The organism is Paracoccus mangrovi (genome assembly GCF_042648425.1).
GTDB lineage: Bacteria > Pseudomonadota > Alphaproteobacteria > Rhodobacterales > Rhodobacteraceae > Paracoccus > Paracoccus mangrovi.
On sequence record NZ_JBHRXJ010000003.1, the window covers coordinates 277,880 to 302,732 of the forward strand.

Consider the following 24,853-nt stretch of genomic DNA (forward strand, 5'->3'; position numbering starts at 1 on the left):
TAAAACTTGTGGATAACCGCGTCATCCCGCCAATATCTTGTGGTTTCGGTTGACTCATCGGCGGCCAGCCGCGAAAATCACCGGCATTTACGGCATAGGATGGACCCCCCTTGCGCTTTGACCGGCTGCGACTGAATGGCTTCAAAAGCTTTGTGGACCCGACCGATCTGGTCATCCATGAGGGGCTGACGGGCGTGGTCGGGCCGAATGGTTGCGGCAAGTCGAACCTGCTTGAGGCGCTGCGCTGGGTCATGGGGGAAAACCGTCCCACCGCCATGCGCGGCGAGGGGATGGAGGACGTGATCTTTGCCGGCACCTCGCGCCGCTCGGCCCGCGCCCATGCCGAGGTCACGCTGAGCATCGACAATTCCCAGCGTCTGGCCCCCGAGGCGGTGAACACCAGCGACAGCCTGGACATCACCCGCCGCATCACCCGCGACGCCGGCAGTGCCTATCGCATCAACGGCAAAGAGGTGCGCGCGCGCGACGTGCAGATGCTTTTCGCAGATGCCTCGACCGGGGCGCATTCGCCGGCGCTGGTGCGGCAGGGACAGATTTCGGAACTGATCAACGCAAAGCCCAAGGCGCGCCGCCGCATTCTGGAAGAGGCGGCGGGCATTTCGGGCCTGTATCAGCGCCGCCACGAGGCAGAGCTGAAGCTGAACGGGGCCGAGGCGAACCTGACCCGCGTCGATGACACGCTGGATCAGCTGTCGGCACAGGCCGCCAGTCTGGGCCGACAGGCCCGCGCCGCCGCCCGCTATCGCGAAATCGGGGCCGCCCTGCGTCTGGCCGAGGGGCAGTTGCTGTATCGCCGCTGGGCCGAGGCGGACCGGGCGCGCGATCTGGCCGTGCAGGCGCTGCGCGAGGCCATTGCCGCCGCCGCCGAGGCCGAGGCCGCCGCCCGTCGCGCCATCGCCGCGCGCGAGGCCGCCGACAGCGAACTGCCGCCCCTGCGCGAAGAGGAACAGATCGCTGCCGCCATCCTGTCGCGCGCCACCGTCGAGCGCGAGGCCTTGGACGAGGCCGAGGCCCGCGCCGCGCAGGCGATCCAGACCCTGTTGGCGCGCATCGCCCAACTGGACCGCGACATCGAACGCGAATCGGCGCTGAACCATGACGCGGGCGAGGTGATCGCCCGGCTGGATTGGGAAAAGCGCGAATTGGACAAGGCCGGTCAGGGCCATGACGCGCGGCTGGAAACCGCCAGCGCCAGCGCCGATGAGGCCGCCGAGGCTCTGCGCGAGGTCGAGGCCAAGCTGGCCGAGTTGACCGACGAATCCGCCCGTCTGGCCGCGCGGCACCAATCCGCCGAGCGGCTGGCCCATGACCTGCGCCAGATGCTGGACCGTGCCAGCCGCGCTGCCGCCGAGGCCGAGGCCGCCGCCGCCCGCGCCACCGAAACCGGGCATGAGGCCGAGGCCGCCCGCGCCGCCGCCGACGCAGCCCAGGACGAGGCCCGCGAGCGCGTCGAGGCCGCCGAAGAGGCCCTTGCCAGCGCCGAGGATTCGCGCGGCGCGCTTGAGGCCGAGGAATCCGCCGCCCGCGCCGCCCGCGCCGAGGCCGAGGGCGAGGTTTCCGCCCTGAACGCCGAAATGGCGGCGTTGCGGCGGCTGGTCGAGCGCGGCGACAGCGGCGGCAAGTCGATCCTTGATCTGGTGCGCGTGGCGCGCGGCTATGAGACGGCCTTTGGCGCGGCGCTGGGGGACGATCTGTCGGCGGGGCTGGCCAGCGATGGCTCGGGCTGGCACGCGCTGCCGGGCTATGACCGGGTCCAGCCATTGCCCGCCGGCGCCGAGCCGCTGGCCCCGCATGTCGAGGGGCCGGGGGCGCTGTCGCGGCGCATGTCGCAGGTTGGGCTGGTTGCGGATGCGCAGGCGGGTTCGGCGATGCAGGCGGCGCTGGCCCCGGGGCAGCGGCTGGTGACCCGCGCCGGCGATCTGTTCCGTTGGGACGGGATGCGGGTGATGGCGGGCGAGGCCGCGTCATCCGCCGCGCTGCATCTGCAAAAGGTGAACCAGCTGGCCGAAATGACCGGTCAGGCCGAGGCCGCACAGGCCCGGGCCGAGGATGCCGCAGCCGCCCATCAGGGCCTGCGCGACCGGCTTTCCGCCGCCAGCGAGGCCGAAAAGCGTGCCCGCGATGCCCGGCGCGAGGCGGAGCGCGGCCTGTCCGATGCCGCCCGTGCCGTGACGCGGGCAGAATCCGACCTGTCCATGGCGCAAAGCCGCGCCGAATCCGCCCGCGCTGAACTGGCCCGCCATCAGGCCGATGCCGGCGACGCCCGTGCCCGCCTGTCCGAGGCTGAACGGATGCTGGCCGATCTGCCCGATCGCGCTGCTGCTGCGGATGCCGTCGAACATGCCCGTACCGGGGTCGAGGCGGCGCGCATCGCCACCATGACCCGGCGCGGCGCGCTGGACGAATTGCGGCGCGAGGCGAATGCCCGGCTGCGGCGTTCGCAGGAAATCGCCAAAGAGGAATCCGGTTGGCGGCTGCGTCTGGATCAGGCCGGCACCCGGGCCGCCGAGCTTTCCGCCCGCCGCGAACAGGCCGCCCTCGATCTGGAAGAGGCCGAGGCCCAGCCCGAGATTTTGGCCGAACGCCGCGAGGTTCTGACCGAGGCCGAGGCCCGTGCCGGCGACCGGCTGGATCAGGCCCGTGCCGCGCTGTCGGTCGCCGATCAGGCGTTGCGCGCCGTCTCGGACGCCGAACGCGAGGCCGAGCGTGCCGCATCCGAGGCGCGCGAGCTGCGCGCCGCGCGCGAGGCCCGCACCGACGCCGCCACCGAGGCCGAAGCTGCGGCCCGCGCCCGCATCCTTGAGGAAACCGAAACGACGCCGCAGGCGCTGTTGGAATCCCTGGGCGAGGTTGAGGATGCGGCCCCCGCCGAGCTTGAGGATCGCGTCGCCCGCCTGCGCCAAAGCCGCGATGCGCTTGGCGCCGTCAACCTGCGCGCCGAGGAAGACAAGCGCGAGCTGGACGCGGAACGCGACCGTCTGGGCGGCGAGAAAGAGGACCTGACCGAGGCGATCCGCAAGCTGCGCCAGGGCATCGGCAGTCTGAACCGCGAGGGGCGCGAGCGTCTGTTGGCGGCGTTCGACACGGTGAACGCCAATTTCACCACGCTTTTCACGCATCTGTTCGGCGGCGGCGAGGCGCGGCTGGTGCTGGTCGAATCCGACGATCCGCTTGAGGCCGGGCTGGAAATCATGTGCCAGCCGCCTGGCAAGAAACTCAGCACGCTGAGCCTGTTGTCGGGCGGCGAACAGACGCTGACCGCGCTGGCGCTGATCTTTGCCGTGTTTCTGGCCAACCCCGCCCCGATCTGCGTGTTGGACGAGGTGGACGCCCCCCTCGACGACGCCAACGTGACCCGTTTCTGCGATCTGATGGACGAAATGACCCGCCGCACCGATACCCGCTTTCTTGTGATCACACACCACGCCGTCACCATGTCGCGCATGGACCGGCTGTTTGGCGTGACCATGGTGGAACAGGGCGTCAGCCAGCTGGTCAGCGTCGATTTGAAGCGCGCCGAGGCTCTGGTCGCCTGAGCATGCATCCGTTAAGGAGGCGCCGTGGCGTGGAGTGGTTAATGCGTGCCCTGATTCCCCTCTTGGTTGTCGCCTTGCTGACAGCCCCGGCCGTTGCCGCGCAAAATCGCGGCGATGCGGATGCGGTGGCGCGCATGATGGCCGAGGCTGGCCTGTCGGTGACGCGGCTGACCGACCGCAAGGGCGATCCGATGCTGGAAAGCCAGATCGAGGGCGCGGTCTTTCATGTCAATTTCTACGATTGCCGCCCGGCCTGTCAGGCGATGCAGTTTTCGGCCGGGTTTCAGCTGGATGCCCCGATGCCGATGGAAATGGCGAATCTGTGGAATCGCGACCGGCGTTTCGCCCGGGTTTATCTGGATTCCTCGGGCGATCCGTTCATCGAAATGGATATCGGACTTGCAGGCGACGGCATCGGGCGCAAGAATTTCGATGACGCGCTAGAGACATGGCGTATCCTGTTGCAGGATTTCCGTGAATTCATCGACTGGTAGGGGATTGGGATGAGCATCGAAAAACGACTGAGCGAATTGGGGATCGCGCTGCCTGCCGCGCCGGCGCCGGCGGCCAATTATGTGCCCTATGTGATCGTGGGCAACATGCTTTACATTTCCGGCCAGATCAGCACGACCAAGGGCCGGCTGGGCGACGATCTGAGCACCCAGCAGGGCGCGGATGCCGCGCGCAGCTGCGGGCTGGCGCTGTTGGCGCAGGCCAGTGCGGCGCTGGGGACGCTCGACCGCGTCAAGCAGGTGGTGCGTCTGGGCGGGTTCGTGACCTCGACCCCGGATTTCACCGAACAGCCCGAGGTGGTGAACGGCTGTTCGGATCTGATGGTCGAGGTGTTCGGTCCCAAGGGCCGGCATGCCCGGGCCGCGGTGTCGGTTCCCGCCCTGCCGCGCGGCGTCGCGGTCGAGGTGGATGCCATCTTCGAGATCGTTTGATGGCGCTGCATCCCGATTTCATCCATGTGCCGATTGCGCATCGCGGGCTGCACCGTCCGGGGCTGCCGGAAAACAGCATGGCGGCGTTTCGCGCCGCCATCGCCCATGGCTATGGCATCGAATGCGATATTCAGCGCGCCATGGACGGCACGCCGATGGTGTTTCACGACTATGAGCTGGGCCGTCTGACCGGCGAGACGAACGGCACCGTCGCCGCCAGCACCCCGGCCCAGCTGGCGCGGCTGCGGCTTTCGGGCACGGATGAGGCGATGCCGACCCTGGCCGAGATGTTGGCCGAGGTTGCCGGTCGGGTGCCCTTGCTGATCGAGATCAAGGACCCGACGCTGGCTTCGGGGGCGGATGTGGGCGCGCTGCCCCAGCGCGTGGCCGAGGTGCTGGCCGGCTATGACGGGCCGGTTGCGGTCATGTCCTTTAACCCGCATGTGATCGCGGCCTTTCACAAGGCGGCGCCGGGGATCGCGGTCGGTCTGACCACCTGTGCCTATGAGGCCGGGGAATGGCCGATGCTGGATGATGCCAGCCGCGACCATCTGGCCCGGATCGCCGATTTCGACGCCGTCGGGGCCAGCTTCATCTCGCATGACCGCAATGATCTGGACAATCCGGCGGTCACGGCGCTGAAGGCGCGGGGGGTGCCGGTTCTGACCTGGACGATCCGTTCGGCCGCGCAAGAGGCCGAGGCCCGCCATGTCGCCGACAATATCACCTTTGAGGATTACATGGCCAATAACGGCTGATCGCGGCGGCAACTCGTTGGGATGGGGGCAGGCATGGGCAAGGTGATGATCGTGACCGGCGCCGCGCGCGGCATCGGGCGGGCGGTCGCCATGATGGCGGCGGATCGGGGTTGGGATCTGGCGATCAACTGGCACAGCGACGATGCCGCCGGCCATGAGGTGATTGAGGCGGTCCGCGCCAAGGGCCGCCGCGCCATCGGCCTGCGCGGGGATGTCGCGCGCGAGGATGACGTGATCGCGCTTTTCGATGCCGCCGTGCGCGATCTGGGCGGGATCGATTCCGTGATCGTCAATGCCGGGATCCTGGCCCAGACCATGCCCCTGGCCCAGATGAGCGCGGCGCGCATGCAGCGCGTCGTCGACGTCAACGTGATGGGCGCGCTTTTGACCGCGCGCGAGGCGGCGCGGCGGCTGGGCCGGCCCATGGACCGGCCATCGGCCACGATCGTTCTGGTCAGTTCGGCCGCGGCGCGGCTGGGCAGTCCGGGCGAATTCGTCGATTACGCGGCCAGCAAGGGCGCGCTGGACAGCCTGAATATCGGGCTGGCCAAGGAATTGGCGGCGCAGAACATCCGCGTGAACGCCGTCCGTCCCGGCCTGATCGAGACCGGGATCCACGCCTCGGGCGGACAGCCGGACCGGGCGCAGCGTCTGGCCGCGGGTGTGCCCATGGCCCGCCCGGGCAGCGCCGATGAGGTGGCCGAGGCGATCCTGTGGCTGGCCGGCGAAGAGTCGAGCTATGTCACCGGCACGCATCTGGACGTCACCGGCGGCCGCTGACAAAGCACCGTTGGATGCCTATCTTGCAGCCCATGCGCGAACTCTCTGTCTCGGTCCTGCCTGCGATTTCCGATATCGACCCCGCCGAATGGGATGGCTGCGGGGCCGATGCGACGCCATTCACCACCCACCGCTTTCTGGCCGCGCTCGAGGCGTCGGGATCGGTCGGACAGGATACCGGCTGGCATCCCAGCCATCTTGTGGCGCGGCTGGATGGCCGGGTCGCAGGGGTCGCGCCCTGTTACCTGAAAACCCACAGCCAGGGCGAATATATCTTTGATCACGCCTGGGCCGAGGCTTATGCCCGCGTCGGGGGCCGCTATTATCCGAAACTGCAATGCGGGGTGCCGTTCACGCCGGTGACCGGGCCAAGGCTGATCGCACAGTCCCCGGCGGTGCAGGGCGCGCTGTTGCAGGCGATGGCGCAGGTCGCCCAGCAAAACGGCCTTTCGGGCGCGCATGTCACCTTTTGCACCGAAGCCGAAACCCGGCTGGGCGAAGAGGTGGGCTTTCTGGCCCGGGCCAGCGAACAGTTCCACTGGCAGAACCAGGGCTATGGCAGCTTTGACGATTTTCTGGCGCAGCTGTCGTCGCGCAAGCGCAAGGCGATCCGCAAGGAACGCGAGCGCGCGCAGGGTTTCGGCGGCACCATCCGCAGCCTGACGGGCGATCAGATCCGGCCCGAACACTGGGACGCGTTCTGGGCGTTCTATCAGGATACGGGCGGGCGCAAATGGGGGCGTCCCTATCTGACGCGCGAGTTCTTTGACATCCTGCATGACACGATGCGCGAGGATTGCCTGTTGGTGATGGCGGAACGCGACGGCGCGCCGGTCGCGGGTGCGCTGAACCTGATCGGGCGCGATGCGCTTTATGGCCGCTATTGGGGCTGTCTCGAGGATCACCGCTTCTTGCATTTCGAGCTGTGCTATCACCGCGCCATCGACTGGGCCATCGCACAGGGCATCCCCCGGGTCGAGGCCGGCGCCCAGGGCGAACACAAGCTTGCGCGCGGCTATCTGCCCAGCCAGACCCATTCCCTGCATTGGGTCGCGGATGAAGGCTTTTCCAACGCCATCGCCGAATATCTGCGGCGCGAACGTCTGGCGGTGGATCAGGAAATGGCCGTGCTGACCGAAATGGGCCCGTTCCGGCGCGGCTAGTTGCGCTTGACCAGCCGGAACGCGACCGAGGCGCCCCAGCCCGCCGCAATCGCGATGGCAAGCGACATGATCCCGTAAACAAACGGATTTTCCAGCGCCAGACGATAGAGCCAGCGTTCCAGCCCGACCTTGCGCACCTCGATCGGCGCGCGGAAGGTGTCGATGACCTTGCCGTCGCGCAACAGAAAGATGCGGGCGCTGTAATCCCCCTCGATCAGGTTGGCGGGCAGTCGGACATCGGCGCGAAACAGTGTCTGTTCGGCCAGCCGCACCGCGCCGTCATCCTGGCGGTACAGGCCGTCCGCCTCGCGCAGCTGGATCAGGGCCTCGGTATAGGGGACGGCATCCTCGACATCCAGCGGGCCGGCAAAGCTGCGCATGGCCAGCGGCACCGAGATGCGGAAACGCTGATCCTCGTCCTTGGGCAGGATCAGGTGCAGCGCGCGGGTCGAGGCGACGACATAAAAGCTGGGCGCGGCGCCGATGCTGACGCGGCCGGTATTGACCCAGACGCCCAGCCTGCGTTCCTTGTGGCGGACGGTCACCGCCTCGGACGGGCCGGCGACGGCGACGATCACATCCAGCGTCTCGCCGGGCGGGATCGGGGTTTCGCGCTTGATGGCGCCATAGATGATGATTTCCGAGCCGTCGAAATTGGTGGTGATGTCGATATCTTCGTGCGAGATGCCGGCGACGATCTTTTCGGCCGGCTCTTCGGGCGCGGGATCGGTGTTTTGCGCCATCGCCGGCGCGACCAGCAGCATCAGCCCCAGCAACAGCGGCAGGCCGCGCACGATCATTTCAACAGCCCCGGCGTGATCGAATATAGGTTCTCGGGGCGCAGGAACAGGTCGAGCGCCAGCTTGCCACAGACCGCCAGCACCAGAAGCGCAAGCAGGATGCGCAGCTGTTCGGCCCGAAGCCGCGTGCCCCAATGGGTGCCGATCTGTGCGCCGACGACGCCGCCCACGATCAACAGCACCGCAAGCATGACATCGACCGTGTTCGACGATACCGCATGCATCAGTGTCGTATAGGCCGACAGAAAAGTGATCTGAAACAGGGATGTACCGATCACGACCTTGGTCGGCATGCCCAGCAGATAGATCATCGCCGGCACCATGATAAAGCCGCCGCCGACGCCCATGATCGCGCCCAGAACGCCGACCAGCGCCCCCACCAGCAGGACCGGAATGGCGCTGATATAAAGGCCCGAGGCGCGGAATTTCATCTTGAGCGGCCAGCGATGCACCCAGCCGTGTTGATGCCGGCGCATCGGTTTGACCGGGCCGCTGATCCGGGTGCGGCGCAGCGCGCGCAGGCTTTCCTGCAACATCATCGCCCCGATCAGGCCCAGAAAGATGACATAGCAAAGCTGCACCACCAGATCGACCTGACCCAGCCGCGACAACAGGTTGAACAATAGCACGCCCAGCGACGATCCGATCAGCCCGCCGGCCAGCAGCACCCAGCCCATTCGGAAATCGACGGTCTTGCGTTTGACATGCGCCAGCACCCCCGAAAAGGACGAGGCGACGACCTGATTGGCGCCGGTCGCCACCGCAATCGGGGGCGGAATGCCGATAAAGAACAAAAGCGGCGTGATCAGGAACCCCCCGCCGACGCCAAACAGGCCCGACATCAGCCCGACGATGCCGCCAAGCCCGATCAGGGTGAAGGAATTCACCACCACCTCGGCAATGGGAAGATAAATCTGCATGACGTGTCCGGCCGCGAGCCCTGATTCGATCCTGCCGGTAACTTCGCGTAAGGTCAAACGGTCTGCGGGCGTTTCCTGTGGGTTGTCGCAGGCTTGCGGCCCGGATAATCATGTTCTCACGAAAGCATGATGGCGCGTGCGTCATTCGGGCAACGCGGGGAAGCCGATGCGGATTCTGATAACCAATGACGATGGCATCAACGCGCCGGGCCTCGAGGCGCTTGAGGCCATCGCCGCCGAGCTGGCCGGCCCCAAGGGCGAGGTCTGGACCGTGGCGCCGGCATTCGAGCAATCGGGCGTCGCCCATTGCATCAGCTATGTCCACCCCACCCTGATCGCCCAGCTGGGTCCGCGCCGCTATGCGGCCGAGGGGACGCCGGCCGATTGCGTGTTGGCCGCCATCGCCGACGTGCTCAAGGGAAATCCCCCCGATCTGGTGCTGTCGGGGGTGAACCGGGGCAACAATTCCGGTGAAAACGTCATGTATTCGGGCACCATCGGCGGCGCCATGGAGGCGGCGCTGCAAGGTCTGCCGGCCATCGCGCTGTCGCAATATATGGGCCCGAAGACCGCCGCGCTGAACGATCCGTTCGAGGCGGCGCGCGTGCATGGGCCGGCCCTGATCCGGCAGTTGCTGGAACATGGCGACTGGAATGCGGATCAGGATTTCCGCCTGTTCTACAATATCAATTTTCCGCCCTGCGATGCCGCCTCGGTCAAGGGGGTGCGGGTGGTGGCCCAGGGCCGCCGACAGGGCGTTCGCTTTGAGGTCGAGCCCTATCATGCCCCGAACGGGCGGCGTTTTCTTTGGGTGATGGGCGGATCGCAAACCGCGCCGGCGACGCCGGGCAGCGATGTCGACGTGAACATGCAGGGTTATATCTCGCTGACGCCGATGCGGCCCGATCTGACCTGTCACGCCTCGCTGGCCGGGCTGCGCGGCGCCCTGGAAAAAGGCTAGCGCGGATGAGCGACGATCCCGCAGATGACGATCCGGGTGGCGCCGAACGCAAGATGCGCTTTCTGTTTCAGCTGCGTCAGCGCGGGGTGACGGATCCCCGCGTGCTTGAGGCGATGGAGCGGATCGACCGTGGCGAATTCGTGCGCGGTCATTTCGAGGATCGCGCCTATGACGATACGCCGCTGCCCATCCCCTGCGGTCAGACCATCAGCCAGCCCTCGGTGGTCGGGCTGATGACCCAGGCGCTTGAGGTGGGGCCGCGCGACAAGGTGCTCGAAATCGGGACGGGCTCGGGCTATCAGGCGGCGATCCTGTCGCTTTTGTGCCGCCGCGTCTATACGGTGGACCGCCACCGCCGGCTGGTGACCGAAGCCGAGGCGATCTTTCGCCATTTCGGCCTGTCCAACATCACCGCGATGGTGTCCGACGGCTCGCGCGGTTTGCCCGATCAGGCGCCCTTTGATCGCATCATGGTGACCGCCGCGGCCGAAGACCCGCCCGGGCCGCTCTTGGCGCAGTTGAAGATCGGCGGTATCATGGTGGTGCCGGTCGGGCAGTCGGACGCGGTCCAGACCCTGATCCGTGTCAGGCGCGGTGAAAACGGCTTTGATTATGACGAATTGCGGCAGGTGCGCTTTGTGCCGCTGGTCGAGGGATTGGGACAGACATGATCCCCGGCCGACCAGAGTAAGGAACGGGCAGATGGCGAAAATCAAGCAATTGGCATTGGCCGCCGGAACCATGGCGGCCCTGGCGTCATGCGGACCGAATGGCGGGTTGGACCTGAACAATTTCGATCCGGACCTGCGTCGGCTGGGGGGGCTGAATACTGCGGACGCCGCCGCCCGTTCGGCGCCGCGTCCGACCCCGGATCAGCGCGGGGTGATTTCCTATCCCGGCTATCAGGTCGCCATCGCGCGACAGGGCGATACCGTCGCGACCGTTGCCGCGCGGCTGGGGATGAACGCGGCCGAGCTGGCAAGCTACAATGCCATCAATGCCAATACCGTGCTCAATCCCGGTGCGGTCGTGGCCTTGCCGCGTCGCGTGGCCGCGGGGGCCGCGCCCGCGACGGCCTCTGTGGCGGCGCCGGTCGTGTCATCGACCGGGCAGGTCAGCGATCCCTTTGCCGGCCAAGGCATCAAACAGCCCAATGTTGCCGCCGCCGGCGGTGCGGTGACGTCGACCACCCTGCCGGCATCCAGCCAACCCAAGCAGCACGTTGTGGCGGCGGGGGAAACCGCATGGTCGATTTCCCGCAAGTACGGCGTGTCGGCCAATGATCTGGCACAATGGAACGGGCTGTCATCGGACATGACATTGCGTGTCGGGCAACGCCTGCTGATCCCGGTGGCGGGGCAGAAGCGTCCAGAAAATGCCGTGGCCGTGACCACCGTGCCCGGAACGGGAAGTCCGACCCCGCGCCCGCCGTCATCATCGGAACCCTTGCCGGCCGAAAAGACCAAGCCGGTCAGCGCCCCTGTCGATAAGCCAAGCAGTCCCGATCTGGGCAAGACCCGCACCGCGGCATCCGGCAACGGCAAGTTCCGCATGCCGGTCAATGGCTCGATCATCCGCACCTATCAGAAGGGCAAGAATGAGGGGATCGACATTTCCGCCGCACCGGGCAGCACGGTAGCCGCCGCCGGAAGCGGGACGGTTGCCGCCATCACCCGCGATGTCGATCAGGTTCCGATCATTGTCATCCGCCATGACGGCAATCTGATGACCGTCTATGCCGGGCTGGACAATGTCACCGTCAGCAAGGGCCAAAGCGTCAGCGCCGGCACCGCCTTGGGCAAGGCCCGCAGTCAGGGCGTCGTCCATTTCGAGGTGCGTCAGGGGTTCGAGAGCGTCAATCCCGAGAAATATCTGAACTGAATCCGTTCGCCGATTGCCGGTCACAGTTTGCTGACCGCCGGGCATTGATCCCCGAGCGTTGATCACCGGACGCGGGCAGGGGGTCCCGTGAGGGGTCCTTGCCGCGCCCGGGGATGGCCGGGCATCAGGGACCGGGGCGCGGGCGCAAACGGCCCATGCCCCAGTCCCGGCTTGCCGTCATTCCTGTTCGCACATCTGGCGCAGGGTCAGCTCGATTTCGTGACGGATCATCTGTTGCAGATTGCGGCTGAGACGGTTGCCGATCTCGCCCTGAAGTTCCTGGCGAATGGCTTCACGGATCATGCCGCGCAGATGCGTGCCCTTTTGCGCGTCCTTGTCCTGGCGCGCGAACAGATGCGGTTCGCCGGTTTCGGGCAGAGCATCGTCAAGCTTGATCTGGGTTTCCATGACAGGGGTGATCGGGGTCACGGAAGCATTCGCATGCAGCATGGTTTCCTCCATTTGCGCGGTGGTGGGCGTGGTGATGTTGATGGTGTCGGTGGTGGTGGTTGCGGCATCGTCGATTTCGACGGCCGCTTCAGCGGTCAGATCCGGCTCGGGTCCGGTTTCCTGATCCTCTGTGGTATCAAGGCCGATGCCGGCGATGGCGTCCCGCCAGGGGTTGCCCCCCAGGAAGGTGGCGATGGGCATCGCCTTCACCTCATCCTGCGTCGATGCGAGATGCAGCCGTATTTCGGCGGGTGCCGCACTGGCTTCGAGCTCGGGGGTGTCGGTGACATCCGCTTCGGGTGCGATCAGGTCGCTGCTGTCCAGCTTGAGCGGGACGACGGTGGGCTGATCGTCTTTTGCGGGCTGTTCTTCGTCCTTGGGCAGGGCTTGCGACGCCTGCGGCAGGGTATTCAGCAGCTGGTTCGGAATTTCGCTGCCGGCTTCGTCCTGGGCAATGAGCCGGCGGATCGAGGCGAGCACGTCGCCGACATTTTCCGAACCCTGCGCGGGGGCCGGATGGCGCATCATTTCATGCTGCATGATGCGCCCCCGTTTGAGGGGCGGGCTTAGTTCTGCCCGATGGCGCGCAGGACGCGATCCAGGCTTTTGCCCTGTCTGCTTGTGAAGGGTGCGTCTTGCACCGAGTTGTAATAGGCCGATGGGTCATAGGTGGGAATCCCCAGTTTCAGGTTTTCTACCGTCAACAAACCCATAGCGGACAATAATTGATAATGTGCTAATTGCAGGTTGGCTTCTGCAGTAATCTTGTTCGCGCGCGCCTCAAGCAGCGATTGTTCGGCGTCCAGCACGTCCAAAGTGGTGCGCGCGCCCAGCGTGGCCTCTTCGCGCACGCCATCATAGGCCTTTTGCGCGGCGAGGATCTGTTCGTCGATCGACCGAATCTGTGCCCTGGCGACGTCGATCGAGGCCCAGGCATTGGCCACAGCGGCATTGACCTGTCGCGACGTGTTCAAAAGCGAGGCGCGGGCCGAATCACGTTGGGCCATCGCCTTGCGATGCGCGGCGGGCAGCCGGCCACCGGAATAGATGGTCTGCGACATCTGGACCGATGCCGAACCGACCGTGTCGTATTCATCGCGCAGCAGGCTGTTGGCATTGCTGCGCTGACGACCGATTCCCACCGAACCGGTCAGCTCGGGATTGCGCTCGGCCTCGGCGGCGCCGACGCCCAGTTCAGAGGCGGTGGCCTGACGCTGCGCCTGAACGATCAGGGGGTGGGTGCGTTGCGCGATATCCCGCGCCGCGCCCAGATTCGCCGGCAGCTTGGGCAGCGGCGGCGGCGCCGACAGCTTGACCGGATATTTGCCGGTCGCGGTGTGATAGGCCTCGCGCGCGATTTCCAGATCGCCCTCGGCCGAGGACAGGCTGGCGCGGGCCGAGGCCAGCGCGGCATCGGCCTGTGCGACGTCGGTCTGGGTGATTTCGCCCACCTCGAACCGGTCGGTGGCGGCCTGTTGTTCCTGGCCGATCACGCGTACCGAATTCGATTGCAGATCAACCTGTTCGACGGCGCTGCGCACATCGAGATAGGCCGAAACCGCACCCAGAAGCACATCCTGTTCGACGCCGACCAGCGCCGCCCGCGTCGCCAGGACGGTTTCCTTGGCGATGTCGATGGCAAAGGCGTTGCGACCCCAGTCATAGAGCGTGATCTGGGCTTGCAGCGCGATGCTGGTGGTCCGGGTATCAAGACCGCTGTTGTAATTATAGGTATGCTCGGCCACCCATTGTATCACGGGCCGCAGCTGGGCAAGCGCCGCCGCGGTGTCTTCGTCCGCGGCGCGCAGCACGGCGCGGTTCTGATCCAGAAGCGCCGAATGGCGATAGGCGTCAACCATGGTGTCGGCGAGCGTCTGGGCCGTGACCGGCAATGCGCTTGCACCGGCGAGAACGGCCGCAAGGACCGGGCGTCGAAGATCTTTCAGCATTTTGCGAAGCATCTCTCGCCTTTCTGTCGTCGTTTACAAAATGAAGCCGCGCTGCTGGACGAAACCGGATAGGACGGGGGCATCGGCATGAAAGGCCGAACGCCAGTTGATGCGCCCGTCAAGCTTGCGGCCGAACTTGACCACACCCAGATGCCCTTCGCGGAACAGGGCGACGATGCGGCCGCCTTCGTTCAGCTGATCGGTAATGGCGGCGGGCATATCCTCGATGGCGCCTTCGATCAGGATGGCGTCATAGGGGCCCTGGCTGGCGCAGCCCTCGTTCAGGGCGTCTTGGACCACGGCGACGTTGAAAACGTCCTGCGCGGCCAGCCGGGCCTCGGCCTGCGTGGCCATTTCGGGATCGTCCTCGACGGCCACGACGGCCTCGGCGATGCGGGCGATGATCGCGGCGCTGTAGCCAAAGCCGCTGCCGATATCGAGGACCAGATCAGAGTTCTGAAGATCCAGGATATCGATCATCTTGCCCAGCGTGCGCGGCTCCAGCAGGACCCGGCCAGGGGCCAGTTCCAGGTTTTCGCCGGCATAGGCCACGTCGCGGCGGGAATCGGGCACGAACTGTTCACGCGGAACGTTCAGCATCGCCTCGATCACCGGATAGCTTGTGACATCGTTGGGCCGGACCTGTGTATCGACCATCATGGTGCGGCGTTGCGCGAAATCGGTCATATTGCGAACCCTGCTCTCGGTTGCTTTGGGAATCTATTGCCACGAAAATCGGGGGTGGGCAACGGCGCGCCGGCATTGCCTTGACGTTATTGACGTGGCATTCCAATCGACATGGTCGACTATCTGCTTCCTTTGCCGCCCGTGATGTCGCTTCCGGTCATCGGCCGGGAGGGTCGGTTTCCCGTTGGCAGAATCTTTTGCGTCGGGCGCAACTATGCCGCCCATGCCGCCGAAATGGGCAATGAGGTCGACCGCGAGGCGCCGTTCTATTTCCTGAAATCCCCCCATGCGGTGCAGCAAAGCGGGACCGTGCTGGCCTATCCGCCGGGCACAGAGGATCTGCATCACGAGATCGAGCTGGTCGTGGCCATCGGTGCGCCGGGCTTCCGCCTGGCACGGGATCGGGCGGCGGGGGTGATCTGGGGCTATGGCGCGGCGCTGGACATGACGCGACGTGACTTGCAGGCCAAGGCCAAGGCGAAACAGCGTCCCTGGGATCTGTCCAAGGATTTCGAAGGTGCTGCGGTGCTTTCCGCGCTGACGCCTGCGCAGGATTTCCAGCCGCTGGGACAGCGCATCCAGCTTGGGGTCAATGGCGTGACGCGTCAGGATGCGGTCATTTCGGACATGGTCTGGTCGATTGACGAGCTGATTGCCGATCTGTCGCATTACTATCATCTGACGCCGGGCGACCTGATTCTGACCGGTACGCCGGCTGGCGTCGGTCCGGTCGTCGCCGGTGATCGGCTAAGCGGCGGGATCGAGGGGCTGGCGCCGGTCGAATTGCGCATCGGCCCGGCCGAATAGCCGCCCGACAGCCGGCCGATGGCGTTCAGGCCGGATCACGCCATTGCAGGGTCATTTGCGTCTGGGTGACGATGGCGGCGGTCTTGCCGTCGTCGCGGGTGATCGTGGTCTGGACGATCACGGTACTGCGGCCCTTGTGCAACAGGGTGCTGCGCGCGTGGGCGGTGTCGCCGATTCGGATCGGGCGCAGAAAATTGGTCTTGCTTTCGATCGTGGTCGTGGCCTCGCCGGGACCAAGGTTCATGATCGCAAGCGTGCCGCCGGCATGATCGGCCAATCCCATCAGCGCGCCGCCATGCAGAACCCCGTTGCGATTGGCCAGGGCCTGGGTCGCGGGCATGTGAACGCGCACCTCGCCCGGATCGGCCGAAACCTGGACGATGCCCAGCGACACCGAAAAGGGCGATTGCTCTTTGGGATGCGTGTCGTTCATCGCGGACCTCTTGTTCGCGCCACTGTCGGCGGCGTTATTCGACGGTGATTCCCGCCGGCCCGGCCTCGGCCCGGCCGACAATGGCGGCCAGCGGAAAGCCCGAGGCGCGGATCCCGGCCAGCACATCCCCGGCCGCCTCGGGCGCACAGGCGATCAAGAGCCCGCCCGAGGTCTGTGGATCGGTCAAGAGGTTGCGTTGCCATGCCGGCAACCCCTCGGGCAGCGTGACCTCGGCCCCATAGGCGGCCCAGTTGCGCGTCGAGGCGCCGGTCAGAAACCCCGCCTCGGCCAGTTCGGCGGCGCGCGTGAGCAGCGGCAGATCTGCCAGCCGCAGCCGCAGATGCAGCCCGGCGCCGCGCGCGATTTCCAGCCCGTGGCCCAGAATGCCGAAACCGGTCACATCGGTGATCGCATGCACATCGGGGCGTTTCGCCAGATCGGTCCCGACCCGGTTCAGCGTGGTGGTGCTGGCGACCATCTCGGCCAGGCCGTCGGCGTCCAGCGCCCCCTTTTTGATGGCGGCGGAATAGATGCCGACGCCCAGCCCCTTGGTCAGGATCAGCGTGTCGCCCGGGCGCGCATCCGCGTTGCGGCGCAGCTCGGACGGATGGCACAGCCCGATCACGGCAAGGCCATAGATCGGCTCGGGCGCGTCGATGGAATGGCCGCCGGCGACGGGGATCCCCGCCTCGGCGCAGATCTCGCGCCCGCCTTCAAGAATCTGGCGGATCTGTTCGGGGGCCAGCTTGTCGATGGGCATCCCCAGAATCGCCAGCGCCATGATCGGCCGTCCGCCCATGGCATAGATGTCGGAAATCGCGTTGGTCGCGGCGATGCGGCCGAAATCGCGCGGATCGTCGACCATGGGCATGAAAAAGTCGGTGGTGGCGATGACGCAGGTATTGTCGTCCACCTGCCAGACGGCGGCGTCGTCGGCGGTTTCGGTCCCGACCAGCAGCTGCGGGAAGGCCTGTGCCACGGGCTGGCCGGCCAGCAATTCGCGCAGGACCGAGGGCGCAAGCTTGCAGCCGCAGCCGCCGCCATGCGCCAGCGATGTCAGCCGGGGTTGCTGGATTTGGTCGTCCATTCTCGGGCCCTCCTGTCCGTCAGCTGGCGCACCGTAACGTAGAAGGCGGGCACCATGAAGATGCCAATGAAGGTCGCCGCGATCATGCCGCCCATGACGCCGATGCCGATCGAGTTCTGCGCCCCCGCGCCCGCGCCCGTCGCCATGGCAAGCGGCGCCACCCCCAGAATGAAGGCCAGCGAGGTCATCAGGATCGGCCGCAGCCGCAGCCGCGCGGCATCGATGGCGGCGGCGACCGTGCCGCGCCCGGCCTGTTCCAGATCGCGGGCGAATTCGACGATCAGAATGGCGTTTTTCGACGCCAGCCCGATGGTGGTCAGAATGCCCACCTTGAAATAGACGTCATTGGCCTGATCCAGCGCCAGCGCCGCGACCACCGCGCCCAGAACCCCGACCGGCACCGCCAGGATCACCGAAAACGGGATCGACCAGCTTTCGTAAAGCGCCGCCAGCGACAGAAACACCACCAGCGCCGAAATCCCGAACAGCCACGGCATCTGATTGCCCGCCTGTCGTTCCTGATAGGACAGACCGGTCCATGCGGCGCCATAGCCGCCGGGCAGATCGGCGACCAGCGATTCAATCGCGGCCATGGCCTGACCGGAACTGGCGCCGGGCGCCGGCTCGCCGTCGATGGGGATCGCATCCACGCTGTCGATGCGCGACAGGCCCGGCTCGACGGGTTCCCAGCGGGTGGTCATGAAGGCGGTAAAGGGCACCATTTCGCCGCCCGAATTGCGCGCATACCAGCTGTCGATATCCTCGGGCTGCATGCGGTTGGCGGCGGCGCCCTGAACCACGACAGGCCGCAGCTGCGCGCCAAGGGCGAAGTCGTTCACCTCATCCCCCGCGAAGATGGTCGAAAGCATCGCGTTCACACCCGAGATGCTGACGCCAAGGCTTTCGGCCTTTTGCTGGTCGATATCGATGCGCAGGGCGGCGTCGTTTTCGGTTCCTTCGGCCTCGACCCGTTGCAGGTGGGGATTGTCGGCGGCGGCGGCCTCAAGCTGTTCGGCGGCCTCGATCAGGGCATCGATGCCGCCACCGGACTGGTCCAGCAGATACATGCTGAAGCCGGCCGAATTGCCCAGCCGGGGAATGGCGGGCGGCTGCATAAAGGAAATCCGCCCCGCCCGGTGCCCGTCGAAATGCGCATTGGCGCGGTCGGCGACGGCGGCGGCCGACAGGGCGGCATCGCCGCGCTGGTCGAATTCGCGCAGCTTGACGAAGATCATCGCCCGGTTCTGGGCCGAGCCGCCAAAGCTGAAGCCAAGGGCGACATAGACCGATTCGACCGCCTCGGCCTCGGCGGTCAGCATATAGTCCTCGATCTCGCGGACCACGGCGGCGGTCTGTTGCGCCGTCGACCCCTCGGTCAGGGTGATGCGCGATTGCAGCACGCCCTGATCCTCTTGCGGGATAAAGGTGGTGGTCATGCGCCCGAACAGGTTCAGCGCGCCATAGGCGATGGCCGCCAAAAGCAGCATGATCAGAAAAGGCCGGCGCAGGCTTTGGCGGACGACCCCGGAATAGCCGCGCGTCATCCGCTCGAACCCGGCATTGAACCAGCGCGCGGGCGCGAATCGCCCCGATCCGTGCCCCGCGCGCAGCAGGCTGGCGCACATCGCCGGCGTCAGGATCAGCGCCACCAGCAAGGACAGCACCATCGCGGTGATGATGGTGACCGAAAACTGTCGATAAATCACCCCGGTCGAGCCGGGCATGAACCCCATGGGCAGAAACACCGCCGACAGCACCAGCACGATCCCGACCAGCGCGCCGCTGATCTGGCCCATGCTCTTTTCGGTGGCGGCGACCGGGTCCAGCCCGTCCTCGCGCATCACGCGTTCGACGTTTTCGACGACGACGATGGCGTCATCGACCAAAAGCCCGATGGCCAGCACCATCGCGAACATGGTCAGCGTGTTGATCGAATATCCCAGCGCCGCCAGCATGGCGAAAGTGCCCAAAAGCACCACCGGAATGGCGATGATCGGGATCAGCGTCGCGCGCCAGCTTTGCAGAAAGATCAGGATGACCAGAAACACCAGCGCGATGGCTTCCAGCAGGGTTTCGTAAACCTTTTCGATCGACAGCTCGACAAAGGGCGCGGTGTCATAGGCGATGCGGATCTCGACCCCTTCGGGCAGCGCATTGGCCAGCCCGTCCAGCGTTTCGCGCACCGCATGGGCGGTTTCGACCGCATTGGCCCCTGTGGCCAGGTTGATCGCGAATCCCGACGCGTTCTTGCCGTTGAAACGCGAATCGCGGCCATAGCGGGCCTGACCGATTTCGACCTCGGCCACATCGCCCAGCCGCACGGCGGCCCCGTCGCCGCCGGTCTTCAACAGGATGTTGCGGAAATCCTCGACCGAGGTCAGCTGGCTTTGCGCGGTGATCGTGGCGGTGAATTGCTGTCCGGTCAGCACGGGCTGGCTGCCCAGGCTGCCCACGGAAACGGTGCTGTTTTGCTGGGCGACGGCGGTGGTGATATCCGTGGGCGTCAACTGAAACTGCGCCAGCCGCAGCGGATCCAGCCAGACCCGCATCGCATAGCCCGAGCCAAAGACGTTCACGCCGCCCACGCCGGGACTGCGCTTGACCGGCCCCTCGACCACCTGTTCCAGCAGGTTGCCCAATTCGATGGTCGAATGCCGGTTGCCGGTCGAAACCAGCGCCCCCACCATCAGGATCGACGAGGATGAGCGGCTGACCGACACCCCGTCATTCTGCACCGCCGAGGGCAGGCGGCTTTCGACTGAGCGGACCTTGGACTGCACCTCGTTGAGCGCGTCCACCGGCTCGACGCTGTCATCGAAAGTCAGCGTGATGACGCTGCGCCCCGTCGAGGCCGAGGATTCCGTATATAACAGCCCATCAAGCCCGGTCAGCGCATCCTCGATGGGGGTGGTGACGCTGTTTTGCACCGCCCGCGCCGTGGCGCCGGGATAGCTGGCGGTGATGCGGATCGTGGTCGGTGCGATGTCGGGATATTGCGATACCGGCAGGGTGAACAGCGCATAGCCGCCGATCAGCATGGTCACGATGGCCAGCACCCAGGCAAAAACCGGACGATGGATGAAAAACTGCGCCATCCCGCGGCCTCAGCCTTCGCCGCCGGCGATGGGGGCGGTCGCCTCGCGGACCACGCCCTGCGCGTCGATGGTGACGGGGACGGTCGTGACCTCGGCGCCGGCGCGCAGCTTGTCCAGCCCGTCCAGAATCAACGCCTCGCCCGGGCCGATGCCCTGCACCACGACCCAGTTGTTGCGATAGCTGCCGGTCTCGATCAGCGTGACCTGCGCGGCCTCGCCATCGCGGGCGACAAAAGCGGTCAGCGTCCCGTCCGAGGCCCGGCTGGTCGCGCGTTGCGGCACCAAAACGGCGCGGGTGCTGCCCAGCGTGACTTTCACCCGCAGGAACTGACCGGGCAGGATGATCCGCCGGGGATTGTCGAATTGCAGCCGGATCGGCACCGTCCCGGTGGTCGACGATACCGTGATGCCGGGGCTGACAATGCGCCCGGTGCCCAGATATTCCTCGCCCGTCTCAAGGATCAGCTGCGTCTGCACGCGCCCGTTGGTCATCAGCTGCTCGGCGTTGAAACGGTTGCGGTTGCGCAGCATCCGGGCGCTGGATTCGGACACGTCGACATAGATCGGGTCCAATTGGGTGATGGTGGTCAAAAGATCGGGCTGGTTCGCGGTGACCAGATCGCCGACCGAAACCGCCGCCACATCCGCCATCCCGTCCAGCGGGCTGCGGATCTCGGTCCGCTGCAGGGACAGCCGGGCGGCGTCGCGCGCCGCTTCGGCGGATTTCACATCCGCCTCGGCCTGTTTCAGCGCCACCTCGGCATTGGCCCGGTCGACGGCCGACACCCCCGACCCCTCCAGCCGGCGATAGCGTTCGACGGTATTGCGGGCCTGTTCCAGACTGGCCTCGGCCCCGGTCACGGCGGCTTCGGCGGCGGCCAGCCCGGCGGCCAATGTCTCGGGGTCCAGCCGGAACAACAGATCGCCTGCCTTCACCGGCAGGCCGGGATCATAGGCGATTTCAAGAACTTCTCCGCCGACCTGCGGGCGGATGCCCGACTGTTGATAGGCGGTGGCGCGACCGGGCAGGGTGACGGTATAGGGCACGTCCTCTTCGGCGGTGGTCATAACGCCGACCTCGATCGGATCCCGCGGCCGATCCCCGCCATCCTGCTGCGCCAGCGCCTGATTCGCGACCAGAAGCATCAGCGATGCCCATCTGAAAATCCGTGGCCGCGCGCTCATCTGCCAATCCCGGTGGTTTGCTCTTGCCGGCATTGTTTAGGGGCTGAACCCCAATGACAAGTAAACGAATGCGCCGGGGCCGATCACAAGCGCATGTGCGGCTTCTTCTTCACTCAAATATCCATGTCGAAACGGCCGGACGGGGCCGGCGTCACAGCGGGGGCCGGCATCAGAAATCGACGCAAAGCCCCTTTTTCTCATAATCGCCATAGCGCACCGCCTCGGGTCCGTCCCGCCCGCCCAGTTCGACGGGCAGGTCCAGCGGCGGGGTTTTGCGGCGGCGTTCCTCGGCCTCGGCCAAAGCGCGTTGCGCGGCGGGCGGCAGGTCCTTGCGGTCGGTCATGGCGGTTTTCCTCGCTTCGCGCTAGATGGGGACAATCTAGGCAAGGGGCAGGCATTGAACAAGTCGCGCGGCAAGATCTCCCGGGGGCATGACGGGATACGGGACCAGGCCCGCGACGGCGCGCTGCGTCTGCTGGCCGCTGTCGAGGATGGCGCGACGCTTGACGAGGCCGCGCCCCTGACCGAGGGGCTTTCCCCCGCCGACCGCGCCCGCGCCCGCCGCCTCGCGCGCGAGGTGCTGCGGCGGATCGACCGCGCCGATGCCCTGCTGACGCCGTTTCTGGCCCGCCGTCCCCGACCACAGATCATGCGCATCCTGCGCCTCGCCACTGTCGAGATGCTGGCGTTGGACGAGGCCCCGCATGGTGCCGTCAATGCCGCCGTGACCTTGACGCGTGCCCTTGGCGGCAAGGGGCAGGCGGCGTCCGGCATGGTGAACGCTGTGCTGCGCAAGGTCGCGGCCTCGGATCAGGTCTGGGCCGCGCTGCCGCCCCAGCGCCTGCCCGACTGGCTGCGCAAGCCGGTCAGCGCCGCCTGGGGCGAGGCCGTGACCCGCGCCATCGAGGCCGCGCATGAGGCCGGCGCCCCTCTTGACCTGACACCCCGGGGCGAAACCCCCGGCGAGGCGCTGCCGACCGGCTCGCACCGGTTGCCGGCGGGCACGCAGGTCAGCGCCCTGCCGGGATATGCGGCCGGCGACTGGTGGGTACAGGACGCGGCCGCCGCCATGGCGGTGCGCCTGCTTGACCCGAAACCCGGCGAACGGATCGCCGATCTTTGCGCCGCGCCGGGCGGCAAGACGCTGCAACTCGCCGCCGCCGGGGCCGAGGTCACGGCGCTGGACATTTCGCCCTCTCGCTTGGGCCGGGTGGCGGAAAATCTGGCCCGCTGCGGGCTTGCGGCGGAACTGGTTGCGGGGGATGCGCTGGACTGGCGGCCGCCCCAGCCCATGGACGCGGTGCTGCTGGACGCGCCCTGTTCGGCCACCGGCACGATCCGGCGTCACCCCGAATTGCCGCTGATCCGCGACGGCGCTGGTCTGGCCGAGCTGACAGAATTGCAGGCGCACATGATTGATCACGCGTTAAGCATTCTGAAACCCGGAGGGCGTATGGTCTATGCCACATGCTCGCTTTTGCCTGCCGAGGGGGAGGATCAGCTGACCGCCGCATTGGCCCGCCATCCCGGCCTGACCGTTCTGCCGCCGCAAGCGGCCGGCATCGGGCCGGACTGGACGACCGCGCAAGGTGCGCTGCGCCTGCGCCCCGACATGTGGCCGGAACGCGGCGGCATGGATGGGTTTTTTATCGTATGCTTGCGGAAATCCGCCGAACAGACCTAAGGTTGCGCCGTTTCAACAGATGCCTCGCCCATGATCGATACCACCGTCGCGCCCAAGGGTTTTTTGCGCCGCCCTGAACCCAAGGCCATCGGCCATCCCGGCCGGGGCGAACAGATCGTCGCGGGCGAGCTGCATCTGGGCGGTGTGACCCTGACCGGGGATTTCTTTGCCGCCGATCTGCCGCCGACCGTGGCGGCCGAGCTGCATGGTTTCGGCTGGCTGGACGATCTGGCGGCAGTCGGCACGCCCAAGGCGCGCGCGCTTGCACAGGATCACGTCATGCGATGGCTGCAACGCCATCGGGTGCCGCATGGCGATCAACTGGAATGGGCGCCCGAACTGACCGGGCGCCGCGCGCTGCGCTGGATCTTTCATGCCGGGATGATTCTGCCCGGTCTGGATCGCGACGGGGCCGAGCCGTTTTTCCGCGCGCTTGACCAGCATCTGAACCATTTGCGCGGCAGCTGGTACGAGGCGGTCGACGGGCTCGACCGGCTTGAGGCGCTGGCCGGGCTGGCCATCGGCGCGATGTCGCTGCGCGACCGCCAGAGCGTGGCCGGACCCGCCCTGATCGCCCTTGCCGAAGAGGCCGATGCCATGGGTGTCGACACCCTTTCGGAAAGCCGCGCGCCCGAAACCCTGCTTGAGGCGATGGCGCTTCTGGTCTGGGCAGAAGAGGTCGCGACCGAGGCCGGGCTGGACGCGCCCCCGGAATTGCGCCGGGTCATTTCCGAAATCGCGCCGATCCTGCGGGCGCTGCGCCATGCCGATGGCGCATTGCCCAGTTTTCATGGCGGTGGCCGGGGGGCGGCCGGGCGGCTGGATCGCTGTTTGCGGGCATCGGACGGGGCGGCGCTGCCGTCGCACGGGCTGGCCATGGGATATGCGCGGATGGCGCGGGCGCGCACGACGCTGATCCTGGATGCGGCGCCGCCGCCGGGCGGGCCGGCATCGGTGCGGGCGCATGCCTCGACCCTGGGGTTCGAACTGACGGTGCAGCGTCAGCCGCTGATCGTGAATTGCGGCCCCGGCGACGGGTTCGGCCCGCTTTGGGCCAAGGCCAGTCGCGCCACACCCTGTCATTCGGCGCTGTGTCTGGCCGGGCTGTCCAGCGCCCGCCTGAACCCCAACCGGCAAGAGGGTGAGCCCGATATCCTGACCGAACGGCCCGAACTGGTCTGGGCGGGCGATTGCGATGCCCTTGGCAATCTGACCGCACCCGATACTGGCCCGGCGCATTCGCCCGAAACCGCGCATCTTCTGTCGGGCCATGACGGCTGGCTGGTCAGCCATGGCCTGACCCATCTGCGCGAATTGTGGCTGGACCCCGACGGCCTGAGCCTGCGGGGCGAGGATTCGCTGGCTGCGCTGGACGCCAGCGCCCAGTCCCATCTCGACAGGATCCGTCCCGATGAGGGGCTGGCCTTTGACATCCGCTTTCACCTGCATCCTGAAATTCAGGCGCGGATGCGGGCGCAGGATGTCGTGCTGAGCCTGCCCAATGGGGATGAATGGCTGTTCACCCATGACGGTGTCGGGCAGGCCCGGCTTGAGGCATCCTGTCTTCTGGACCGCGCATTGGCGGCGCCCCGCCCCTCGCGGCAGATCGTGATTTCCTCGGTCTTGCAGGGGCGTGCGATCCAGATCGGCTGGACCTTGGCGCGTTCCGGGGGTAGGTGACGGGCAAAATCCGCGATCCCTGGCCGGGGATC

At 66.7% G+C, this 24,853-nt stretch carries 22 protein-coding genes; 12 read left to right on the top strand and 10 right to left on the bottom strand.

The genetic code is table 11. The annotated features are described in order from the left end of the window. Window positions 1–110: 110 nt before the first annotated feature. Genes ACFOMH_RS05995 through ACFOMH_RS06020 form a run of 6 tightly spaced genes read left to right on the top strand, consistent with a single transcriptional unit; the run spans window position 111 to window position 7,202 of the window. Window positions 111–3,557: a chromosome segregation SMC family protein gene (locus ACFOMH_RS05995; RefSeq protein WP_377743257.1), complete on the top strand. Its 3,447-nt coding sequence runs from the start codon at window positions 111–113 to the stop codon at window positions 3,555–3,557. A gap of 41 nt (window positions 3,558–3,598) precedes the next feature. Further along, window positions 3,599–4,051: a YbjN domain-containing protein gene (locus ACFOMH_RS06000; protein ID WP_374423540.1), complete on the top strand. Its 453-nt coding sequence runs from the start codon at window positions 3,599–3,601 to the stop codon at window positions 4,049–4,051. A 9-nt stretch (window positions 4,052–4,060) separates the two neighbouring features. Then, window positions 4,061–4,501, top strand: a complete 441-nt coding sequence (locus ACFOMH_RS06005; protein WP_374423539.1) for a RidA family protein — start codon at window positions 4,061–4,063, stop codon at window positions 4,499–4,501. Continuing rightward, entirely contained in the window at window positions 4,501–5,259 is a 759-nt protein-coding gene (locus ACFOMH_RS06010; protein WP_374423537.1) for a glycerophosphodiester phosphodiesterase family protein, read from the top strand. Before ACFOMH_RS06005 ends, ACFOMH_RS06010 begins: the two co-directional genes overlap by 1 nt. 33 nt (window positions 5,260–5,292) lie before the next feature. Next, window positions 5,293–6,039 carry an SDR family oxidoreductase gene (locus tag ACFOMH_RS06015; RefSeq protein ID WP_377743260.1) on the top strand — a complete coding sequence of 249 codons (747 nt, stop codon included), beginning with the start codon at window positions 5,293–5,295 and terminating at the stop codon, window positions 6,037–6,039. Between the two features lie 32 nt (window positions 6,040–6,071). Beyond that, window positions 6,072–7,202, top strand: coding sequence for a GNAT family N-acetyltransferase (locus tag ACFOMH_RS06020; RefSeq protein ID WP_377743261.1), 1,131 nt, complete (start codon window positions 6,072–6,074; stop codon window positions 7,200–7,202). Here ACFOMH_RS06020 and ACFOMH_RS06025 read toward each other — a convergent pair. Together ACFOMH_RS06025 and ACFOMH_RS06030 are read right to left on the bottom strand one after the other, a co-directional pair. After that, entirely contained in the window at window positions 7,199–8,002 is an 804-nt protein-coding gene (locus ACFOMH_RS06025; RefSeq protein ID WP_374423531.1) for a TIGR02186 family protein, read from the bottom strand. The genes ACFOMH_RS06020 and ACFOMH_RS06025 overlap by 4 nt on opposite strands. Continuing rightward, complete coding sequence (locus ACFOMH_RS06030; protein ID WP_374423529.1) at window positions 7,999–8,922, bottom strand: sulfite exporter TauE/SafE family protein; 924 nt, start codon at window positions 8,920–8,922, stop codon at window positions 7,999–8,001. The genes ACFOMH_RS06025 and ACFOMH_RS06030 overlap by 4 nt, the downstream gene beginning before the upstream one ends. 166 nt (window positions 8,923–9,088) lie before the next feature. Between ACFOMH_RS06030 and surE the strand changes: the two genes are divergently transcribed. The 3 genes from surE to ACFOMH_RS06045 are packed head-to-tail and all read left to right on the top strand — an operon-like array spanning window position 9,089 to window position 11,764. Beyond that, complete coding sequence (gene surE / locus ACFOMH_RS06035; RefSeq protein WP_374423527.1) at window positions 9,089–9,883, top strand: 5'/3'-nucleotidase SurE; 795 nt, start codon at window positions 9,089–9,091, stop codon at window positions 9,881–9,883. Between the two features lie 5 nt (window positions 9,884–9,888). Next, window positions 9,889–10,554: a protein-L-isoaspartate(D-aspartate) O-methyltransferase gene (locus ACFOMH_RS06040; RefSeq protein ID WP_377743262.1), complete on the top strand. Its 666-nt coding sequence runs from the start codon at window positions 9,889–9,891 to the stop codon at window positions 10,552–10,554. Between the two features lie 31 nt (window positions 10,555–10,585). Beyond that, entirely contained in the window at window positions 10,586–11,764 is a 1,179-nt protein-coding gene (locus ACFOMH_RS06045; protein ID WP_377743264.1) for a LysM peptidoglycan-binding domain-containing protein, read from the top strand. A 177-nt stretch (window positions 11,765–11,941) separates the two neighbouring features. Here the strand turns inward: ACFOMH_RS06045 and ACFOMH_RS06050 are convergent, their stop codons facing one another. Genes ACFOMH_RS06050 through ACFOMH_RS06060 form a run of 3 tightly spaced genes read right to left on the bottom strand, consistent with a single transcriptional unit; the run spans window position 11,942 to window position 14,850 of the window. Further along, window positions 11,942–12,754, bottom strand: coding sequence for a hypothetical protein (locus ACFOMH_RS06050; protein ID WP_377743266.1), 813 nt, complete (start codon window positions 12,752–12,754; stop codon window positions 11,942–11,944). A gap of 26 nt (window positions 12,755–12,780) precedes the next feature. Then, entirely contained in the window at window positions 12,781–14,175 is a 1,395-nt protein-coding gene (locus ACFOMH_RS06055; protein WP_377743267.1) for a TolC family outer membrane protein, read from the bottom strand. A gap of 21 nt (window positions 14,176–14,196) precedes the next feature. Then, the gene (locus tag ACFOMH_RS06060; RefSeq protein ID WP_374423517.1) at window positions 14,197–14,850 is read right to left on the bottom strand and encodes a protein-L-isoaspartate O-methyltransferase family protein; all 654 of its coding nucleotides are present in this window, start codon (window positions 14,848–14,850) and stop codon (window positions 14,197–14,199) included. 111 nt (window positions 14,851–14,961) lie between these two features. Here ACFOMH_RS06060 and ACFOMH_RS06065 point away from each other — a divergent pair, with 111 nt between their 5' ends. Beyond that, window positions 14,962–15,657 carry a fumarylacetoacetate hydrolase family protein gene (locus ACFOMH_RS06065; RefSeq protein ID WP_377743270.1) on the top strand — a complete coding sequence of 232 codons (696 nt, stop codon included), beginning with the start codon at window positions 14,962–14,964 and terminating at the stop codon, window positions 15,655–15,657. Window positions 15,658–15,682: 25 nt separating this feature from the next. On the opposite strand, the gene ACFOMH_RS06070 is transcribed toward ACFOMH_RS06065, so the two are convergent. The 5 genes from ACFOMH_RS06070 to ACFOMH_RS06090 form a co-directional block, all read right to left on the bottom strand. Beyond that, window positions 15,683–16,090 (bottom strand): PaaI family thioesterase, encoded by a 408-nt coding sequence (locus ACFOMH_RS06070; protein WP_374423513.1) that lies wholly within the window; start codon window positions 16,088–16,090, stop codon window positions 15,683–15,685. A 34-nt stretch (window positions 16,091–16,124) separates the two neighbouring features. Further along, entirely contained in the window at window positions 16,125–17,177 is a 1,053-nt protein-coding gene (selD, locus tag ACFOMH_RS06075; protein ID WP_377743272.1) for a selenide, water dikinase SelD, read from the bottom strand. Beyond that, a complete protein-coding gene (locus tag ACFOMH_RS06080) occupies window positions 17,147–20,272 on the bottom strand; it encodes an efflux RND transporter permease subunit (protein WP_377743274.1) in 3,126 nt (1,041 codons plus the stop codon). Before ACFOMH_RS06080 ends, selD begins: the two co-directional genes overlap by 31 nt. Before the next feature lie 9 nt (window positions 20,273–20,281). After that, window positions 20,282–21,418 carry an efflux RND transporter periplasmic adaptor subunit gene (locus tag ACFOMH_RS06085; protein ID WP_377743275.1) on the bottom strand — a complete coding sequence of 379 codons (1,137 nt, stop codon included), beginning with the start codon at window positions 21,416–21,418 and terminating at the stop codon, window positions 20,282–20,284. A 208-nt stretch (window positions 21,419–21,626) separates the two neighbouring features. After that, the gene (locus ACFOMH_RS06090; RefSeq protein ID WP_374423506.1) at window positions 21,627–21,800 is read right to left on the bottom strand and encodes a DUF1674 domain-containing protein; all 174 of its coding nucleotides are present in this window, start codon (window positions 21,798–21,800) and stop codon (window positions 21,627–21,629) included. Window positions 21,801–21,896: 96 nt separating this feature from the next. On the opposite strand from ACFOMH_RS06090, the gene ACFOMH_RS06095 reads away from it, so the two are divergent. Next, a complete protein-coding gene (locus tag ACFOMH_RS06095; protein WP_377743432.1) occupies window positions 21,897–23,141 on the top strand; it encodes an RsmB/NOP family class I SAM-dependent RNA methyltransferase in 1,245 nt (414 codons plus the stop codon). 30 nt (window positions 23,142–23,171) lie between these two features. Next, window positions 23,172–24,821: a heparinase II/III family protein gene (locus ACFOMH_RS06100; RefSeq protein ID WP_374423502.1), complete on the top strand. Its 1,650-nt coding sequence runs from the start codon at window positions 23,172–23,174 to the stop codon at window positions 24,819–24,821. Window positions 24,822–24,853 lie beyond the last annotated feature (32 nt).